This is a genomic window from Serratia oryzae (assembly GCF_001976145.1).
GTDB lineage: Bacteria > Pseudomonadota > Gammaproteobacteria > Enterobacterales > Enterobacteriaceae > Chania > Chania oryzae.
Window position 1 is genome coordinate 51717 of sequence record NZ_MOXD01000011.1, and the last position, 19511, is coordinate 71227.

Genomic DNA, 19511 nt, shown 5'->3' on the forward strand with positions numbered 1-19511 from the left:
GTTCCTGAGGATTAACGCACTTGCCGCCTTGCTGCAACTTCAATTATTTCGGGTATAATCCCAGTTTGAATCTGTATAAATCCCCAGTGGAAAGCACGCGGAGCGCACACTTTCCCTTTACCTATTAAATGGTGCCTATGGACGTTTCCGATCTGCTCGACAGCATGAATGATAAACAACGTGAAGCCGTGGCTGCGCCACGCAGCAACCTGTTGGTGCTGGCGGGCGCAGGCAGCGGAAAAACCCGTGTGCTGGTGCATCGCATCGCCTGGCTGCTGGCGGTGGAGAACTGTTCACCCTACTCAATTATGGCGGTGACCTTCACCAACAAGGCGGCGGCGGAGATGCGTCACCGTATTGAGCATTTGATTGGTACCAGCCAGGGCGGCATGTGGATCGGCACCTTCCACGGGCTGGCGCACCGCCTGCTGCGTGCCCACCATATGGATGCCAACCTGCCGCAGGATTTCCAGATCCTCGACAGCGAAGACCAACTGCGGTTGATCAAACGCATCGTGCGTGCGCTGAACATTGACGAGAAGCAATGGGCACCGCGTCAGGCGATGTGGTACATCAACGGTAAAAAAGACGATGGTTTACGCCCACAGCATATCGAAAGCTACGGCAATCCGGTGGAGGCCACCTGGCTGCGCATCTACCAGGCCTACCAGGAAGCCTGCGATCGGGCGGGGCTGGTGGATTTTGCCGAACTGTTGCTGCGTGCCCATGAGCTGTGGCTGAACAAGCCGCATATCCTCAATCATTACCGTGAGCGCTTCACTAACATTCTGGTGGACGAATTCCAGGATACCAACCGGATTCAATATGCCTGGATCCGCCTGCTGGCGGGGGATCAGGCCAAGGTGATGATCGTGGGCGATGACGATCAGTCAATTTATGGCTGGCGCGGTGCCCAGGTGGAGAACATCCAGCGTTTTCTGCAAGATTTCCCCGGTGCAGCAACGGTGCGCCTGGAGCAGAACTATCGCTCCACCAGCAATATCCTGAAAGCGGCTAATACCCTGATTGCCAACAACGACGGGCGCCTGGGCAAAAACCTGTGGACCGAAGGGGCTGAAGGTGAGCCGATCTCGATCTATTGTGCCTTCAATGAGCTGGACGAAGCGCGCTTTGTGGTCAACCGCATCAAGTCTTGGCAGGACAACGGCGGGGCGCTGAACGATTGTGCGATCCTCTACCGCAGTAACGCCCAGTCGCGCGTACTGGAAGAGGCGTTGCTGCAAACCGCAATGCCTTACCGTATCTATGGCGGTATGCGCTTCTTTGAACGCCAGGAAATTAAAGACGCGCTGGCCTACCTGCGCTTGATTGCCAACCGTAATGACGATGCCGCTTTTGAACGTGTGGTGAATACCCCAACGCGCGGCATTGGCGATCGTACGCTTGACGTAGTGCGGCAAACGGCGCGCGATCGGCAACTGACGCTGTGGCAGGCAACGCGCGCCTTGTTGCAGGATAAGGTGCTGGCGGGCCGCGCAGCCTCTTCGCTGCAGCGTTTTCTCGAACTGGTGGATTCACTGGCGCACGAAACTGCGGATATGCCGCTGCATGTGCAAACTGACCGGGTGATCCGTGATTCCGGCTTGTTCATCATGTATGAGCAGGAAAAAGGCGAGAAGGGTCAGGCGCGCATCGAAAACTTGGAAGAACTGGTCACGGCCACCCGCCAATACAGCTATCAGGATGAAGATCAGGACCTGATGCCATTGCAGGCGTTTCTCTCCCATGCCGCGCTGGAGGCGGGCGAAGGCCAGGCGGATGCCTACCAGGATGCTGTGCAACTGATGACTCTGCACTCGGCCAAAGGGTTGGAATTCCGCCAGGTATTTATCGTCGGCATGGAAGAGGGCATGTTCCCGAGCCAGATGTCGCTGGATGAAGGCGGTCGGCTGGAAGAAGAACGTCGCTTGGCTTATGTCGGTGTGACCCGTGCTATGCAGAAACTGACGCTGACCTACGCGGAAACCCGCCGCCTGTACGGTAAAGAGGTGTATCACCGCCCATCGCGCTTTATTGGTGAAATCCCGGAGGAGTGTGTGGAGGAAGTGCGCCTGCGCGCCAGCGTTTCGCGCCCGGTGAATCATCGCCGCATGGGAACGCCGATCGGCGAGAACGACACCGGCTACAAACTGGGCCAGCGCGTGCGCCATCCGAAGTTTGGTGAAGGTACGATCGTCAACCTGGAAGGCAGCGGCGAACACAGCCGGTTGCAGATTGCGTTTCAGGGGGAAGGGATCAAATGGCTGGTGGCGGCATACGCCAAGCTGGAAACGGCTTAATGTGTTGTAGCTAGGCCACCAGCTCGTTATCCCCTGGAGCTTACTGGAGTCAGTGATGGGGGATAACGAGTGCAGCCAACAACGCTACGGCTTGAAAAACGACGGCTAAAAGCGATCGCCCACTTTCGCGGTAGCATACCAACGCATAACGGCGGCAATACCTTCACCCCCCTCCTGCGGTGCCCAGGCCATACAGTCTTCTTCTGCCAGTGCCCGATACGGGCCTTGTTTCACTTCGAACACTACGCCACCTGGGTCAACAGACAGCACGGCGTGCCAGGTCGATGCTGGCATCTCCAGCACTTTGGTTTCTTCGCCCAGCAGGGTGCGTTGGGTAACGACGCCGTCGTCATTGAACTGCAACACTACGAAACGGCCGCGCAACGCGGTGAGTAACTCCCAGGTTTGCGGGTGGCGGTGTGGACGGATATAGGTACCCGGCTCCATGGCGATCGCCAAGCGTTGCACCGGATCGCTCAGCTCTTCATGCAAATTGCGGTGCGCGCGCAGGCGTTGAACTTTGGCGGCCTGTTCGCTCATGGTCGTCAGGTCGTGGGCGGTAATCTGTTTCATAAGGTTATTCCGCAAGGGTTTTGTGCCCTAATCTTAGCAATTTTCCGGGTTGCGGTCAGAGATCGGCGCGTGTTTTTCTGCAGCGTTTGGCCGCGGTTAGCGAGTTGTTACAGAACCTCAGCCAGCCTGATGAATTGTTGCGCAATTATACTGTCTAACGTGTTGACAGGCTTTTTCCTCTCGGCGTAACATGCGCGCACTATTATCAATGAGGACATATGCCTTGGACACACCCAGTAGATACTGGCTCAATGACCTGGACAACAACAGGTACAACTTCTAAGGCTATCCCATCGCGCTGATACCCTTCGTGGTTGTCGGCGACCTTTTTGTGTCGCTCTGAGTCGGATCTCTTCATGGTCTGGAACGAACTGGTGATACATTTTCCCACCTTTCTCGATCTCTGTGCTTCAACGCGTTGTCTCTACCCGTCACTATAGGGGAGTTTTGGCACATGCTAAGCGCTTTTAAATTAGACAACAGCCGCTTATCCCGTCTGGAGTTGGATGACTCAGACGATCTGACCATGTCGTTGTGGGTTGACCTGGTTGAGCCGGAGGAAGGCGAGCGTGAGCGCGTGCAAACCGAGCTGGGCCAGAGCCTGGCGACACGCCCTGAATTGGATGACATCGAAGCCTCCGCCCGTTTCTTTGAAGATGAAGACGGTTTGCATATTCACTCCTTTTTCTATTTTGAAGATGCCGAAGATCACGCGGGTAACTCCACGGTGGCCTTTACTATCCGCGACGGTCGCCTTTATACCCTGCGTGAGCGTGAGCTGCCCGCATTCCGGCTTTACCGTATGCGAGCCCGTAATCAGAGAATGATGGAGGGTAACGCTTACGAACTGTTGCTGGATCTGTTTGAAACCAAAATTGAACAACTGGCTGATGAGATCGAAAACGTCTACAGCGATCTGGAAAAACTCAGCCGCGTGATCATGGAAGGCCATCCGGGCGAGGGGTATGATGAAGCGCTGTCAACGTTAGCAGAACTGGAGGACGTTGGCTGGAAGGTGCGGCTATGTTTGATGGATACCCAGCGGGCGTTGAATTTCCTGGTGCGTAAGGCGCGTTTGCCAACCGGTCAACTGGAACAGGCGCGTGAAGTGTTGCGCGACATCGAATCTCTGCTGCCACATAACGAATCGCTGTTCCAGAAGGTGAACTTCCTGATGCAGGCAGCGATGGGGTTCATCAACATCGAACAGAGCCGCATCATCAAGATCTTCTCGGTGGTATCGGTGGTGTTCCTGCCGCCAACGCTGGTGGCCTCGAGTTATGGGATGAACTTTGAATTTATGCCGGAACTGAAGTGGTCGTTTGGCTACCCTGGCGCCATTCTTCTGATGCTGCTGGCGGGCTTGGCTCCGTACCTCTACTTCAAGCGTAAGAACTGGCTGTAAGTGAAACGCAGGGGCCTGATTCGGGCCCTTGATAGCTAAAATCGCCTATTTCATCCCTGCTTGGCTGGCTAAATAGGAGTAGAATAGCGCCCATAGTTGGTTGTCCGTAAGGCATACGTTTTGATGGAGCGTTTCCCCCCGTTGGTCCAATGGCTGATCCTGTTACTGGCTTCGCTGGTGCTGGGCTTTGGTTTGCAGATATTCCATATTCCCGCCGCATTATTGCTAGGGCCGATGATTGTCGGTGTCGCCATGGGGCTGCTCGGGGCTTCAGTGCGCATTCCCGTTCCATTCTTTGTTGCCTCGCAGGCGGTGCTGGGCTGCATGATCGCCCAAAGCCTTTCGCCCTCGATTGTTACCCCTTTGTTGGCTGACTGGCCGCTGGTGTTGTTGGTGTTGGCTGCGACGCTGATGGCCAGCGGTGTTTCGGGCTGGTGTCTGGTGCGCTTCAGTAATTTGCCCGGTTCGACCGGTGCCTGGGGATCTTCTCCCGGTGGTGCATCGGCGATGGTGGCGATGGCGGGGGACTACGGGGCGGATGTTCGGCTGGTAGCGTTTATGCAGTATCTGCGCGTATTGTTTGTTGCCACCGCAGCAGCGATGGTGGTACGCATCGGTCTGGGGGATGAGGCAGGGCACGGCAGTGTCGTGCAGGTGTGGTTCCCGCCGCTGGATTGGCATTTTCTCGGCACCCTGGCGATTGCTGTTGGTGGCGCTTGGTTGGGGCCCCGCTTACGTATTCCTTCCGGTTCGCTGATGCTGCCGATGATCGTCGGCGCGGCGTTTCATGCTACCGGTACCATGACGTTGCAGGTGCCTGAATGGTTATTGGCGCTGGCTTATGCCTTGATTGGCTGGAGCGTTGGCCTGCGCTTCACCCAATCGATATTCCTGCTGGCGTTGCGCACGCTGCCGCAAATGGTGGTGTCTATCCTTGGGTTGATGTTGTTTTGTGGCGGGCTGGCCTGGCTGCTGACTCAGTTCTTGCCGGTCGATCTGCTGACCGCCTATCTGGCAACCAGCCCTGGCGGGCTGGATACCGTTGCCATCATTGCCGCTGGTAGCCGGGTGGATATGTCATTTGTGATGGCAATACAGACGCTGCGTTTGTTTACCATCCTGCTCACTGGCCCGGCGATGGCGCGGTTTATTACTCGCCTATCGCCTGCTCTTGAGCAGAATAGCGTCACAAACCAGCAGTAAGCCTGGCTACGCTGAGTTAACGCTGTTTACGCTGCTGGTACAGCGCATCCAGCGTAAACAGCAGCAACGCAGCCCAGATAAAGCCAAAGGTCACCAGCTTGTCTTGGCCGATGGTTTCATCGTAGAAGGTGATGGCCAGCAGGAACATCAGCGTAGGTCCCAAATATTGAAAGAACCCGAGCGTGGAAAGGCGCAGGCGGGTGGCCGCAGCGGTAAAGAACAGCAGCGGCACCGTGGTGACCACACCGGCGGCGGCCAGCAGCAGGTTCAGTGACCAAGGGTTGGCGCTCAGGTTGCTGGTTGGGCTATCGGCGATCAGGAACAGGTAGATTGCCGCCAGCGGTAACAACCACAGGGTTTCAATCAGCATGCCGGTTTGCGCGTCGATCGCAATTTTCTTGCGCAGCAGGCCGTAGAAGGCAAAACTGAAGGCCAACCCCAGCGCGATGATCGGCAGGGAACCGAATTGCCATAGCTGGATCAGCACCCCGGTAAATGCCAGCGTGACGGCCACCCATTGCATGCGGCGGAAACGCTCACCCAGAAACAGCATTCCCAGCAACACGTTAACCAGCGGGTTGATAAAATAGCCCAGGCTGGCTTCCAGCATATGATGGTTATTCACCGCCCAGATAAACAGCAGCCAATTACCCCCCACCAGCAGTGCAGTCACTGCCAATAACAACAGCCGTTTGCGATTACGACAGGCGGCGCGCACCTGTGGCCAGTGATGCCCCAGTGACACCAATAACAGCATGAAGAAGAACGACCAGATCACGCGATGGGTGAGGATCTCGTCGGCAGGCACCTGCTGGATCAGTTTGAAATAAGCCGGGGCGATGCCCCAAATAAAATAAGCGGCCAGAGCAAAGAGAATGCCCTGCCGCGTTTGTTTCGCATCCATGACAGTTACCGGGAAAAAAAGATGCGATGATTTTACTTGAAGAGGGTAGGTTGTGTCCCGTCATTACGGGACACAATTTAGAACCTATCCCAGTAGGCGTAATTGGCGCAGCCAGTTTGGACACGGACAGCGCGCAGAAACCGGAGCGTACACGTAGTACGTGAGGATTTTGAGCACTGCCCAGGGCCAAAATGGCAAGTGAAATAGCCCTAATGGGGTAGGTTATTAGCTTATCCCACCAGATACGTGGCGGTAGCACTGGCGATATGCAAACCATCATGGTTATGCAGTTCAACGCGGGCGACGGCGACTTTATTGCCGCTGCGCAGCACGCTGGCGGTAGCCGTAAAATGCTCACCCCGGCCGGGGCGCAGATAGTCGACGCGCAAATCAATGGTACCCATGCGCGAGAGGCGTGAGGCCAGTTCTTCTTCGATCAGCGGATCCTGGCGCATCAGCACGCTGCCGACGCAAACCAATCCGGCGGCCACGTCTAGAACAGAGGCAATCACACCGCCATGCAGGATATTCTGCGCGGCATTGCCCACCAGCTTAGGCTGGTTGGTAAAGGTGAGTTCGACAACGTCGTCGTCGAAGCGGCGCAGTTCCAGCCCCAGCTCACGGTTAAACGGCATATGGTAGACAAAGATCTCGCCTATCTTCTGGCGTGCGGCTTCCAGGGTGAGTAATGTATGCGACATAGTTCCTTTCTTCTTGACTGTTGTGATTGGGCTAACTGGTCAGTCCAGGTTAATCATTTGTAGATTTTATGCTTATTTTTTGTTGCTTTCCAGGTTTATCCCGTTGGCGTATTCCTAGTGCGGTAAATGATTCTTTGTGTGTAAAATGGCCTGTTTTTATTTCAGGTCTTTTCCTAATCTTTCTGGAGTGAGCAAAATCATGCGCGTTCTGTCTGGGGTTGTGATGGCGATGCTGTTAGCGCCAACGGTAGTGCAGGCTGATGAGGCCAAGAAGCAAGCGGGGCCAGTACGAGGCAGCATCATTTCCGGTATGCTGCAAAATTATGACGGGCCATTCACCTTCTATGCCTATGAGCCCAACTATCTGATCTATACCGAAACCAGCGATCTCAATAAAGAAGCCATTGAATCATATAGCTGGGCGAAGAATGCCAATAAGGATGAAGTGAAATTCCAGATCAGCCTGGCATTCCCTATCTGGAAAGGCATTCTTGGTGAGAATTCGTTGCTTGGCGCTTCCTATACCCAACGTTCCTGGTGGCAGCTCTCCAACCATGAAGAATCGGCTCCCTTCCGCGAAACCAACTACGAACCGCAGATTTTCCTCGGTTGGGCAACGGATTACCAGTTTGCTGGCTGGACGCTGCGTGATATTGAAGTGGGTATCAACCATGAATCCAACGGGCGCGAGGACCCGACCTCTCGCAGTTGGAACCGTGGCTATGCTCGTTTAATGGCGCAAAACGGTGACTGGCAGGTGGAAGTTAAACCCTGGTTCCGTTTTGCAGAAAGCGACAGTAATGACGACAACCCGGACATCACCAAATACATGGGCTATTACCGTCTGAAAGTCGGCTATGCCTGGCGGGAAAGCGTATTCAGCGTCGACGGTTTCTACAACTGGAACACCGGGTACGGTGGCGCAAAGCTGGGGTGGAGTTATCCAATCACCAGCCACGTGCGTTTCTATACCCAGTTGTTCAGCGGCTACGGCGAATCGATGATTGATTACAACTTCCAGCAGACACGGCTTGGCGTTGGTGTCATGCTTAACGATATTATGTAATTTTGCCGTTCAGACAGCGGTGCCCTGCAGGCACCGTCGTAGCGTAAAAATGGGGTAGTGTGTGTCAACCGCAGCAGTGATAAACAGAGAGTTGCTGGCAGAGCAGGTATTGCGCGATACCTTCGGCTACCAGCAGTTCCGTCCGGGCCAACAAACGATTATCAACGCCGCTATCGGCGGGCAGGACTGCCTGGTGGTGATGCCGACCGGCGGGGGTAAATCGTTGTGCTATCAAATCCCGGCGCTGGTGATGGATGGCTTGACGCTGGTGGTCTCCCCGCTGATCTCGCTGATGAAAGATCAGGTCGATCAGCTTCTCGCTTATGGCGTTTCTGCCGCCTGCTACAACTCGACGCAAACGCGCGAACAGCAACTGGAGGTGATGGCCGGTTGCCGCAGCGGCAAGATCAAGCTGCTGTACATCGCCCCCGAGCGTTTGATGATGGACAGCTTCTTCGATCTGCTGGAGCAATGCCCACCGGCGCTGTTGGCAGTGGACGAAGCGCACTGTATTTCCCAGTGGGGCCATGATTTCCGCCCGGAATATCGTGCCCTGGGCCAGTTGAAGCAACGCTTCCCGGCCATGCCGGTGCTGGCGCTGACGGCCACGGCCGATGAAGCCACGCGTAATGACATCGTGCGCCTGCTGGCCTTGCAGGATCCGCTGATCCAGATCAGCAGCTTTGATCGCCCGAATATCCGTTATACGCTGGTGGAGAAATTCAAACCGCTCGATCAGCTGTGGCGTTTTGTGCAGGATCAGCGCGGTAAGAGCGGTATTATTTACTGCAACAGCCGCGCCAAGGTGGAAGACACCACCGCTCGTCTGCAAAGCCGTGGGCTGAGCGTGGCGGCTTACCACGCCGGGTTGGAAAACGAACGCCGTGCCCAGGTGCAGGAAGCGTTCCAGCGTGACGATCTGCAGGTGGTGGTCGCCACCGTCGCCTTTGGCATGGGCATCAACAAACCCAACGTGCGTTTTGTGGTGCACTTTGATATTCCGCGCAATATCGAATCTTACTATCAGGAAACCGGCCGCGCCGGGCGTGATGGCCTGCCGGCGGAGGCGATCTTGCTGTACGATCCGGCCGATATGGCCTGGCTGCGCCGCTGTTTGGAAGAAAAACCGGCGGGACAGCAACTGGATATCGAACGCCATAAGCTGAATGCCATGGGCGCGTTTGCCGAAGCGCAAACCTGCCGCCGCCTGGTGTTGCTGAACTACTTTGGCGAAGGCAAACAGCAATCCTGTGGCAACTGCGATATCTGCCTCGATCCCCCCAAGCGTTACGATGGGCTGGAGGATGCCCGCAAGGCGCTGTCGGCGATTGGCCGTGTCGGGCAACGCTTCGGTATTGGCTATGTGGTAGAAATATTGCGTGGGGCCAATAACCAGCGCATCCGCGAATTTGGTCATGAAAAACTGCCGGTGTACGGCATTGGCCGCGATAAAACCACCGAACACTGGACCAGCGTGCTGCGCCAGTTGATTCACCTGGGTTTTATCAGCCAGAACATTGCGATGTATTCAGCGTTGCAACTGACCGAGGCCGCGCGCCCGGTGCTGCGCGGTGAAGTGGAACTTCCCTTGGCGGTGCCGCGTATTCAGAGCCTGAAGGTGCGCAGCAGCGCCAATCAGAAATCCTACGGCGGCAATTACGATCGCAAGCTGTTTGCCAAGTTGCGCAAGCTGCGTAAATCGATCGCCGATGAAGAGAACATCCCCCCCTACGTGGTCTTCAACGATGCCACGCTGCTGGAGATGGCAGAACAGATGCCGATCAAGGCCAGCGAACTGCTGAGCGTGAACGGCGTCGGCCAGCGTAAACTGGAGCGTTTTGGTGCGCCATTTATGGCGATGATCCGCGATCATCTTGACGATGACGACGAATAAGGACGAACAATCATGCTGATATTATTTTTGACCGTGGCGATGGTGCACTTGATTGCGCTGATGAGCCCGGGGCCGGACTTCTTTTTTGTTTCGCAGACCGCCGTCAGCCGCTCGCGCCGCGAGGCGATGATGGGTGTCATCGGGATCTCGCTGGGCGTGATGGTCTGGGCTGGGGTGGCGCTGCTGGGGCTGAACCTGATCCTGCAGAAAATGGCCTGGCTGCATCAAATCATTATGGTGGCCGGTGGCCTGTACCTGTGCTGGATGGGCTGGCAACTGTTGCGTTCCGCCCGCGCGCAGAATGCTCAATCCGCTCCCGCAGAGGACGTGGCAGTGGTGTTACCGAAGGCTGGCCGCAGCTTCATCCGTGGCTTGCTGACCAATCTTTCCAACCCGAAGGCGGTGATTTACTTCGGCAGCGTGTTCTCGCTGTTTGTCGGTGAGGATGTCGGTGCCGGGGCGCGCTGGGGCTTATTCATACTGATCACCGGTGAAACCTTGGTCTGGTTCAGCCTGGTGGCAGTGGTGTTTGCGCTGCCCGCTATGCGCCGGGGCTATCAGCGTCTCGCCAAGTGGATCGACGGCGTGGCAGGCGTGTTATTCACCGGTTTTGGCCTGCATCTGATTTTTACCCGCTAGGCTATTTTACTTGCCAGTTTGAGCCTGGGCAGTGCTCGGAGTCCTCACGTACTCGTGTACGCTCTGGGTCCTGCGCACTGGCCGTGCCCAACCTGCCTGCGACAATAACGCCTAGTATTGCATCCTCAGGCCTTTCTGGCCGTTGCCAACAAGCCTGCTACCAGAATAAACAGTGAGCCAAAAATACGGTTCAGCAGCCGCATCTGGCGCGGGGTCTTCAGCCAGTTGGCAATGCGTGTGGCCAGCGTGGCGTAGCCAATCATCACAAAGATATCCACCACCACCGTGGTGACGCCCAGTATCACGTATTGCTCGGCCTGCGGCTGATTGGGCACGATAAACTGTGGGAACAGCGCAGCGAGGAACACGATGCTTTTCGGGTTGGTCAGATTCACCAAGACCGCACGGCGAAACAGGCGGCGGCGTGGCATGGTGCCCGCCAAGGTATGCAAGTCCAGCGCTCCGGCGGCGCGCCATTGTTGAATGCCTAACCACACCAGATAGGCGGCACCAAACCATTTCAGCAGTTCAAACGCCAGCAGCGATTGGGAAAGCACTGCACCGAGGCCAATGCCCACCAGCACGATATGCAGGCTGAGCCCGACCTGTAACCCAGCGATCGACGCCATGGCACCACGGTAACCGTGGCTGATGCCGGTGCTCATGGTGTTAATCGCCCCTGAACCGGGGGAGAGGCTAAGGATAAAGGTTGTCAGCAGATAGGTTAACCACCAGTCTAAGGTCATTGCGATGCTCCCTGAATACGCCAATGTGTGCCACAATACGCTATACCCGTCGTCTTTCAAGCTGCAGCGTTGTTGGCTTCACGTAGTCAATCTGGTCACTTACTCGAGTAAGTGACCAGGGATTCCTACGCTTGCCGCCTAGCTGTAACTCGAAATCCATAGGTATATACCCTTCATACTTCAAGTTGCTTGGGTGTTGGCTGCATCCGCTCGCACCAGTCACATAGTTATCTATGCTCCTGGCGACTCTCGGAATTGCCGCCTACAAGCAACTCGAATTATTTTGGGTATAGTACTATTCCTTGTATGTTGGTACCGCAAAATACCCCGTGAAAAGGCATTCGATGACGTTATCCACTTTCAATTCCGCTCAATGGCTTAGCCGCGAAAAACAGTTCTCTGCTTTCGCCACCGGGCCGTTGCTGGATTTCTGGCGGCGGCGTGAAGAGGGGGAGTTTCTCGGCGTGGGCGATGTACCGATCCGTTTCGTGCGTTTCAGCTCAGCGCAGCACCAGCAGGTGGTGGTGGTGAGCCCCGGGCGCATCGAGAGCTATATAAAATACCCGGAAGTGGCTTACGATCTGTTTCACAGCGGCTATGACGTGATGATTATCGATCACCGTGGTCAGGGGCGTTCCGGGCGTATGCTGGCTGATTCACACCGTGGGCATGTGGTAAACTTCGCCGATTACGTTGACGATTTTGCCCGGTTTTATCAACAGGAAGTGCTACCGCACGGTTATCAGCAGCATCTGGCCTTGGCGCACTCGATGGGCGGCGCGATACTGGCGCAGTTCCTGGCACGTGACCCCCAGGCTTTTACGGCGGCGGCATTATGCGCCCCGATGTTCGGTATTTATCTGCCGATGCCGGGTTGGATGGCCAAGCGTATTCTGAACTGGGCGGAAAAGCACCCGATGCTGCGTGATTATTACGCCGTTGGCACCGGGCAGTGGCGGCCATTGCCGTACATCGTGAATGCCTTGACCCACAGCCGCGAGCGTTATCACCGTAGTTTGCGCTATTATGCCGATTATCCGGAACTTCAGGTGGGGGGGCCAACCTATCACTGGGTACGGGAAAGTATGCTGGCCGGGCGGCAAATCATTGCTCAGGCAGCTAAAATAACCACACCGATTTTATTATTGCAGGCCGGTGAGGATCGGGTGGTCGACAACCGTTCTCATTGGGCTTTTTGTCAGGCAATGTCAGACGCGGGGCATCCTTGTGAAGGGGGTAATCCGCGGGTTATCAAAGGCGCACGCCATGAGATCCTGTTTGAACGGGACGCGATGCGCGCCGAGGCACTGAACGCAATCCTGCATTTCTTTGCCCAGCACTTAGGCGGCGCTGCTGCTGCCGAAAACACCATTAGAGGTTAGAACATATCGCTATGTATCACGTTGTCGCTTCCGATTTAGATGGCACACTGCTGTCTCCTGACCATACCCTGACGCCCTATGCCAAAGAGACGCTGCAGTTGCTGACACAGCGCGGCGTACACTTTGTTTTCGCCACTGGCCGCCACCATATCGACGTTTCCCAGATTCGCGATAATCTCGGCATCAGCGCTTTTATGATCACCTCGAACGGTGCGCGGGTGCACAACACCGCAGGTGAGCTGATCTTCAGCCACAATCTGGACGAAGATATCGCTCACGATCTCTACACCATGATGCATGATAATCAGGAGATCCTGACCAACGTCTACCGCAACGACGACTGGTTCATGAACCGTGAGAGCCCGGAGCAGGAAAAATTCTTCCAGGAATCGATCTTTAAATATCAGCTATTTGAACCGGGCCTGCTGGAAACCGACGGGGTGTGCAAGGTGTATTTCACCTGCGACGATCACGCCTTGCTGCAGCCATTGGAAGATGCCATCAACGCGCGCTGGGGCGATCGGGTCAACGTCAGTTTCTCCCTGCCGACCTGCCTGGAAGTGATGGCGGGTGGAGTGTCGAAAGGCCATGCACTGGAAGAAGTGGCCAAGATTATCGGCTATTCGTTGAAAGAGTGTATTGCCTTCGGCGACGGCATGAACGATCTGGAAATGCTGTCGATGGCGGGCAAGGGTTGCATCATGCGCGATGCTCATCAGCGCCTGAAGGATACCTTGCCGGATCTGGAGGTGATCGGTTCTAACGCCGATGACGCCGTGCCACGTTACCTGCGCAAGATGTTCCTGTCGTAAAGCACCGGGGCGCAGCCTGCTGCGCCCACTCTCGCTGCCTCAGCGACTCAGCTCACATTCCATCAACGATTTTTTCGATTCAAACCTCACCGCTGCATCAATCTAATTGCAACTGAAAGCCAGCCCTCTGGTTATCTCACACTTATTGTGCGGGTATTTAGCCTGCTGCAAAATTTTCGTCGCTGCCCGCGAAATCGTTTATCTGTTGTGCCTCTCTACACTATCTATACTTGGATCTGACTCCCAAGATTGCGGCCATCAGGCCGAAACGTAACGAACCAGGAGATGGCATATGACACAGAAAACTTTCCACGCCGAACCTTTTGATCTGCCGTTTGAAATCGGCAGTACCGCGCTGGTGATGATCGACATGCAAAGAGACTTTGTTGAGCCGGGCGGCTTTGGTGAAGCGCTGGGCAATGATGTTTCTTTCGTCCGCAGCGCCATTGAGCCTTGCAAACGAGTGCTGGATGCCGCTCGCCGCCAAGGGGTGTTGGTGATCCATACCCGCGAAGGCCACCGTGCCGATCTGAGCGATTGCCCTCCTGCCAAACTGACGCGCGGCGGGCAAACCTTTATCGGTACGCATGGGCCGATGGGGCGCATTCTGGTGCGCGGCGAAGCGGGCCACGACATTATTCCTGAACTGTACCCGCAGGCCGGTGAACCGGTGATCGATAAGCCAGGTAAAGGCGCGTTTTACCAGACCGATCTGCATCTGATCCTGCAAAACCACGGCATCAAAACGCTGATCGTATGCGGCGTCACCACCGAGGTTTGCGTGAATACCACCGTGCGCGAAGCCAATGACCGTGGCTACGAGTGCATTATTCCGCAGGACTGCGTGGGTTCTTACTTCCCGGAATTCCAGAAGTACGCTTTGGAGATGATCAAAGCGCAGGGCGCTATTTTTGGCTGGGTTAGCGACTCTTCCGCGATTGTGGCAGGTCTGCAAGGCTGATCGGCATGGGGCAGCCAATGTTTTTGCCAGTGCTTTCAGTGGGCTACCTGGCTGCCAACCGCTTGGCGGAAGGGGATCAACTCCAGGTACACAGCGCTTTTCAACGTTCGCTGAACCTGCGTCACCCCGATGGTTATCTGCTCTCAATCCTGAGCCGCGATAACCAGAATCTGCCGGATGCGATCCGTATCGCGCCTCCCGGTAATTGGGACTGGCGTTATCACCTGCAGGCAGGGCAAGCCGTCCGGTTTGCTAACGCTACCTTGCAGAGTGAGCACTGGGGCATGGTGCTGAGTCACAGCATACGTTGGTGCCCGCAGGCGTGGTTGTCGGGAGAGTTTGCCCCTCAGTTCCAGAGTGTACTGCGTCATTACGCCCCGTTGGCCCAACAACTGGGCCAATATTGCCAACAGCACCAGAGTGCAAGCGAGCTGCAACTGTTACCCGGTATAGGGCAAGGCGCGCGGGCGGTCACGTTGGCAATGACCGACACCCCCGCGCAACTGACGGCAGAAGTCAGCGCGCTGATCGGCTTCGGGCGCGGGCTGACGCCGGACGGTGATGACTACCTCTTGGGGTATCTGACGGCACTGTGGCCGTGGCGGCAACACCCGGCCATCGCGACGCACGATGCCACGCTGCGCAGCATCATTAGCAGCCAGCTATCACGCACCAACGACATCAGCCGTCATTACCTGGCACGTGCGTTGGAAGGCCACGTTTCACAGCCGATCTGTGATCTGATGCTGCTGTTGGGCACCGAGGCTACGGCCCCCCAGATTGAGGCGGCGGCCCAGCAGGTGATGCAGTTTGGTGCTTCTTCCGGTGTGGATTGTTTGGCTGGGTTGCTGCACGGCCTGAGGACGTTAAGCAGCGCTCTGAGCCCAGCCAGATAAACCGATTAATTTCAACATGCTGAAAGCCCTTTTCAGCAGGGAACCCTTCTGCCAGCTGTCTACCGGCTTGCAGATCTCGCACAGGTAACCGCTATGAGTGTAATGCATAAAGTTTTTGCCAATCTCTATCAGGATTCCGTATCGCTGATGCAGATTTCGGCGCAAATCAGCCAACTTCCTGGTATTGAACAGGCCTCGGTGGTGATGGGAACCGCCACTAACCTCAGCCAACTGCGCGATGCCGGTTTGGATAACGGCTGCCAGGCTGGGCCGAACGATCTGATCATCGCCGTACGTGGCGAAGAAGCGGCCTGTGCCGCTGCGCTGGAACTGGCACATCAACGCCTGAACAGCAAGCCTGCAGAAAGCAATAATGGGGGCATACAGGCACCGCCATTGGTGAGCCTGGAAATGGCCGCCGAGCAACAGCCCGATATTAATCTGGCGCTGATCTCCGTACCCGGTGATTACGCGGCAGCCGAGGCGATTAAAGCTCTGCATCTGGATATGAACGTGATGCTGTTCAGCGATAACGTCAGCCTGGAGCAGGAAAAGCAGATCAAACTGCTGGCCCAGAGCAAGAATCGCTTGGTGATGGGGCCAGATTGCGGCACCGCGATTATCAACGGCCTGCCGTTGGGCTTTGCCAACGTGGTGAAACCCGGTGCAATCGGCATCGTTGGCGCTTCGGGCACGGGTGTGCAGGAAGTGACCTGCCGCATCGACCAACTGGGAGCAGGTATTTCTCAGGCGATTGGCACCGGCGGCCACGATCTGCATGAAGAGATCGGCGGTATCTCCATGCTGCACGGGTTACAGGCGCTGGCCGCCGATCCGGCAACGCAGGTGATTGTTTTGATCTCCAAGCCACCGGCACGCCCGGTTGCCGAACGTATTCTGGAGCAGGCACAAGCCTGCGGAAAACCGGTGGTAGTTAACTTCCTGGGCGCTGCGCCGGAAGAGGTCACTCGTCCTGGGATCACCGCGGCGGCTACGCTGGCAGATGCTGCCGGGCTTGCGGTGGCGCTGGCGAACTGCACACCAGCACCGGCCACGGTCACCACAATATCAGCGGAAGATCGGCAAATCCTGCAAAACGCCAGCGCCAGCTTGCCAGCGACTCGCCGCTACATTCGCGGTGTGTTTGCCGGTGGCACCTTCTGCTATGAAGGCCAACTGCTGTGCCAACAGCAAGGGTTCAGCGCGGCGTCGAATACGCCGGTCAAGGGCAACAGCAGGTTGGCGGATATCTGGCGCAGCCAGGGCCATACGTTGATCGACATGGGCGATGATGACTTTACCCGTGGCCGACCGCACCCGATGATCGACCCCACCCTGCGCAACCAGCGCATTGTGGCTGAGTTGAATGACGCCGAGACCGCCGTGGTGCTGTTTGATCTGGTGCTGGGTTATGGCGCGGCTGCCGAGCCGGCAACCGAACTGCTGGCCCTGTTGAATCAAAACTCTAGCCAGTCCAGGCCGTTGCTGATTGCCCATGTCTGCGGCACCGAAACCGATCCTCAACAACGTTCACGTCAGATAGCTGCCTTACGCCAGGCTGGCGTACTGATTGCGGGCTGTAATGCCCAGGCGGCCATGTGGGCCAGCCAGATTGCCCGCATTCAGGCAGAGAAAAACGGAGAAAAATCATGAATCCATTATTCCAGCAGCCACTGAAAGTGGTGAATGCCGGGCTGACCGGTTTTGCCGATAACCTGAAACAGGCCAATGGCGACGTGGTTGCCTTGAGCTGGCAACCCCCTGCCCTGGGCGACGTGCAAGCAGGGCTGGATCTGGCCGAGTTGATTCGCCACCCGCTAGTGGAGCAGGCCAACCAGATCGCCTTCGAACGCTACCTGAGTGCTCAACCGGTACTGATTGACGTGATGAGCGCGGCTGAGGCGATTCCTGCCATGGCCCAGCGCAAGCTGATCCTGCATTCCGGCCCGCCGATTGCCTGGCCAGACATGTGTGGCCCGGTGAAAGGGGCGATCGTTGGGGCGATCCTGTTTGAAGGCTGGGCTACGGATCATCAGGCCGCCGAGCAACTGATCGTTGAAGGCGCAGTGGACCTGGAGCCTTGCCATCATCATCAGGCGGTTGGGCCAATGGCTGGCATCATCAGCCCGTCGATGCCGCTGTGGGTGATTGAAAACAAAACCAACGGCCAGCGTGCGTTCAGCAACTTCAACGAAGGCCTGGGCAAAGTGCTGCGCTTTGGTGCCAACAATGAAGAAGTGCTGCAGCGCCTGCGCTGGATGCAGCAAGAACTGGCACCGGCATTGAAAGCCGCCGTGCGCCAGATTGGCGAGTTGGAACTGAAACCGCTGATGGCACAGGCGCTGCACATGGGGGATGAGGTTCACAACCGTAACTCTGCGGCGACCGGGTTGCTGATCAAGCGTCTGGTACCGGCGTTGTTGGCCTGCGATCTGCCGGTGGCAACGCTGCAGAGCGTGGTGGCCTTTATTACCGGCAACGATCACTTCTTCCTCAACCTGTCGATGGCCGCCTGTAAAGCGATGATGGACGCTGCCGCCGATGTGCCCTACAGCTCAATGGTCACCGTGATGGCGCGTAACGGCGTCAACTTCGGTATCCGCCTGTCCGGTACGGGCGATCGCTGGTTCCAGGCTCCGGCCAACGCGGTGGAAGGGTTGTTCTTCCCTGGTTATGGTGTGGACGATGCGGCAGCCGATCTCGGCGACAGCGCGATCACTGAAACCGCTGGCGTGGGCGGTTTTGCCATGGCCTCTTCCCCGGCCATCGTCAAGTTTGTCGGCGGTACGCCGGCCGATGCCACCAATAACAGCCGTCGTATGCAGGAGATCACCGTCGGTGCTAACCCGGCCTTCACCCTGCCTGCGCTTAACTTTGCGCCGACTGCGGCGGGGATCGATGCGCGTAAAGTGGCCGATCGCCAGATCCTGCCGGTGATCAATACCGGTATCGCCCACAAACAGGCGGGCGTCGGGCAGATTGGTGCCGGTATTACTACCGCGCCGATGCCTTGTTTCGTCGATGCCATCCAGGCATTGGCTCAGTCACTGCCTGCAGGAGAAAAAGCATGAGCAAACCTTTAGCCGTGGTTGCCGTAGGTGGTAACGCGTTGATTCAGAACGATCGGCAAAACAGTATTCCCGATCAGTACCAGGCGGTGATGGAAACCGTTGGGCACGTTGTTGAGATGATCGAAGCCGGTTGGGATCTGGTGCTGACCCACGGCAACGGGCCGCAGGTCGGGTTTATCCTGCGCCGCTCCGAGCTGGCGGCAGAAGAAGTGGCGCCGGTGCCGCTGGATTATGCGGTGGGTGATACTCAAGGCGCGATTGGCTACATGTTCCAGAAGGCGCTGCGTAATGAACTGCAGCGCCGTGGGATCCAGCGCCCAGTGGTCGCTCTGGTGACGCAAACTCTGGTCAGCGCCGATGATGCGGCATTCCAGCATCCGAGCAAGCCGGTAGGGGCATTCTTTGATCGTGAGACAGCGTTAGCGCGCCAGCAAACGCTGGGCTGGACGGTCATGGAAGACGCAGGCCGCGGCTGGCGCCGCACGGTGCCTTCACCTGCGCCGCTGGAGATCATCGAGCGTGATGTGATTAGCCAACTGCTGGCGCAAGGCTGCATCGTCATCGCCTGCGGCGGCGGCGGGATCCCGGTGATCCGCGATGAGCATCAGCAACTGCAAGGTGTGGAAGCGGTGATCGACAAAGATCTTGCTTCGGCATTGCTGGCAGAACAACTCGGTGCGGACCTGTTGATGATCCCGACCGGGGTTGAACAGGTTGCCATCAATTTTGGTACACCGCAGCAACAGTGGCTGGATACGTTGAGCATTGAACAGGCGCAGGAATTACTGCAACAGGGGCAATTTGGTGCTGGCAGCATGCAGCCGAAAGTTGAAGCTATCTTGGGCTTTGTCACCCGTAGCCAGCAGCAGGGCAAGAACGGCCAAGGGCTGATCACCAGCCCGCAAGCCATTAAGGCAGCCCTGAATCACCAGACCGGCACTTGGATTAAGCCATAACC

The 19511-nt window shown here is 56.7% G+C and carries 17 protein-coding genes; 13 read left to right on the top strand and 4 right to left on the bottom strand.

Annotation, left to right across the window (positions count from 1 at the left end; translation table 11 throughout):
• Window positions 1–137: 137 nt before the first annotated feature.
• Window positions 138–2300: a DNA helicase II gene (uvrD, locus tag BMI79_RS18240; protein ID WP_076943610.1), complete on the top strand. Its 2163-nt coding sequence runs from the start codon at window positions 138–140 to the stop codon at window positions 2298–2300.
• Window positions 2301–2405: 105 nt separating this feature from the next.
• Here the strand turns inward: uvrD and BMI79_RS18245 are convergent, their stop codons facing one another.
• Window positions 2406–2873 (bottom strand): WbuC family cupin fold metalloprotein, encoded by a 468-nt coding sequence (locus tag BMI79_RS18245; RefSeq protein WP_076943522.1) that lies wholly within the window; start codon window positions 2871–2873, stop codon window positions 2406–2408.
• Window positions 2874–3327: 454 nt separating this feature from the next.
• Between BMI79_RS18245 and corA the strand changes: the two genes are divergently transcribed.
• Complete coding sequence (corA, locus tag BMI79_RS18250; protein ID WP_076943523.1) at window positions 3328–4278, top strand: magnesium/cobalt transporter CorA; 951 nt, start codon at window positions 3328–3330, stop codon at window positions 4276–4278.
• Window positions 4279–4401: 123 nt separating this feature from the next.
• Window positions 4402–5481, top strand: a complete 1080-nt coding sequence (locus BMI79_RS18255; RefSeq protein WP_076943524.1) for an AbrB family transcriptional regulator — start codon at window positions 4402–4404, stop codon at window positions 5479–5481.
• A 16-nt stretch (window positions 5482–5497) separates the two neighbouring features.
• Here the strand turns inward: BMI79_RS18255 and rarD are convergent, their stop codons facing one another.
• The gene (gene rarD / locus BMI79_RS18260; protein WP_076943525.1) at window positions 5498–6385 is read right to left on the bottom strand and encodes an EamA family transporter RarD; all 888 of its coding nucleotides are present in this window, start codon (window positions 6383–6385) and stop codon (window positions 5498–5500) included.
• A gap of 230 nt (window positions 6386–6615) precedes the next feature.
• Window positions 6616–7086 (bottom strand): thioesterase family protein, encoded by a 471-nt coding sequence (locus BMI79_RS18265; RefSeq protein ID WP_076943526.1) that lies wholly within the window; start codon window positions 7084–7086, stop codon window positions 6616–6618.
• Between the two features lie 199 nt (window positions 7087–7285).
• Between BMI79_RS18265 and pldA the strand changes: the two genes are divergently transcribed.
• The 3 genes from pldA (at window position 7286) to rhtC (ending at window position 10685) form a co-directional block, all read left to right on the top strand.
• Window positions 7286–8152 (top strand): phospholipase A, encoded by an 867-nt coding sequence (pldA, locus tag BMI79_RS18270; protein WP_076943527.1) that lies wholly within the window; start codon window positions 7286–7288, stop codon window positions 8150–8152.
• Window positions 8153–8213: 61 nt separating this feature from the next.
• On the top strand, window positions 8214–10046 hold the full coding sequence (gene recQ, locus BMI79_RS18275) for an ATP-dependent DNA helicase RecQ (RefSeq protein WP_076943528.1): 1833 nt from the start codon (window positions 8214–8216) through the stop codon (window positions 10044–10046).
• Window positions 10047–10058: 12 nt separating this feature from the next.
• Entirely contained in the window at window positions 10059–10685 is a 627-nt protein-coding gene (gene rhtC, locus BMI79_RS18280; protein WP_076943529.1) for a threonine export protein RhtC, read from the top strand.
• A 125-nt stretch (window positions 10686–10810) separates the two neighbouring features.
• On the opposite strand, the gene rhtB is transcribed toward rhtC, so the two are convergent.
• Window positions 10811–11431, bottom strand: a complete 621-nt coding sequence (gene rhtB, locus BMI79_RS18285) for a homoserine/homoserine lactone efflux protein (protein WP_076943530.1) — start codon at window positions 11429–11431, stop codon at window positions 10811–10813.
• Window positions 11432–11775: 344 nt separating this feature from the next.
• Between rhtB and pldB the strand changes: the two genes are divergently transcribed.
• The 7 genes from pldB to arcC all read left to right on the top strand — a co-directional run bounded on the left by pldB (window position 11776) and on the right by arcC (window position 19509).
• Window positions 11776–12813 carry a lysophospholipase L2 gene (gene pldB / locus BMI79_RS18290; protein WP_076943531.1) on the top strand — a complete coding sequence of 346 codons (1038 nt, stop codon included), beginning with the start codon at window positions 11776–11778 and terminating at the stop codon, window positions 12811–12813.
• A gap of 11 nt (window positions 12814–12824) precedes the next feature.
• Window positions 12825–13625, top strand: a complete 801-nt coding sequence (gene yigL, locus BMI79_RS18295) for a sugar/pyridoxal phosphate phosphatase YigL (RefSeq protein WP_076943532.1) — start codon at window positions 12825–12827, stop codon at window positions 13623–13625.
• Window positions 13626–13917: 292 nt separating this feature from the next.
• On the top strand, window positions 13918–14586 hold the full coding sequence (locus BMI79_RS18300) for a cysteine hydrolase family protein (RefSeq protein ID WP_076943533.1): 669 nt from the start codon (window positions 13918–13920) through the stop codon (window positions 14584–14586).
• A 17-nt stretch (window positions 14587–14603) separates the two neighbouring features.
• The gene (locus tag BMI79_RS24050; RefSeq protein ID WP_167370525.1) at window positions 14604–15482 is read left to right on the top strand and encodes an oxamate carbamoyltransferase subunit AllH family protein; all 879 of its coding nucleotides are present in this window, start codon (window positions 14604–14606) and stop codon (window positions 15480–15482) included.
• 93 nt (window positions 15483–15575) lie between these two features.
• Window positions 15576–17135 (top strand): acyl-CoA synthetase FdrA, encoded by a 1560-nt coding sequence (gene fdrA / locus BMI79_RS18310; RefSeq protein WP_076943535.1) that lies wholly within the window; start codon window positions 15576–15578, stop codon window positions 17133–17135.
• Window positions 17132–18553, top strand: a complete 1422-nt coding sequence (locus tag BMI79_RS18315) for a YlbE family protein (protein WP_076943536.1) — start codon at window positions 17132–17134, stop codon at window positions 18551–18553. Before fdrA ends, BMI79_RS18315 begins: the two co-directional genes overlap by 4 nt.
• Window positions 18550–19509 (top strand): carbamate kinase, encoded by a 960-nt coding sequence (gene arcC, locus BMI79_RS18320; protein WP_076943537.1) that lies wholly within the window; start codon window positions 18550–18552, stop codon window positions 19507–19509. The genes BMI79_RS18315 and arcC overlap by 4 nt, the downstream gene beginning before the upstream one ends.
• Window positions 19510–19511 lie beyond the last annotated feature (2 nt).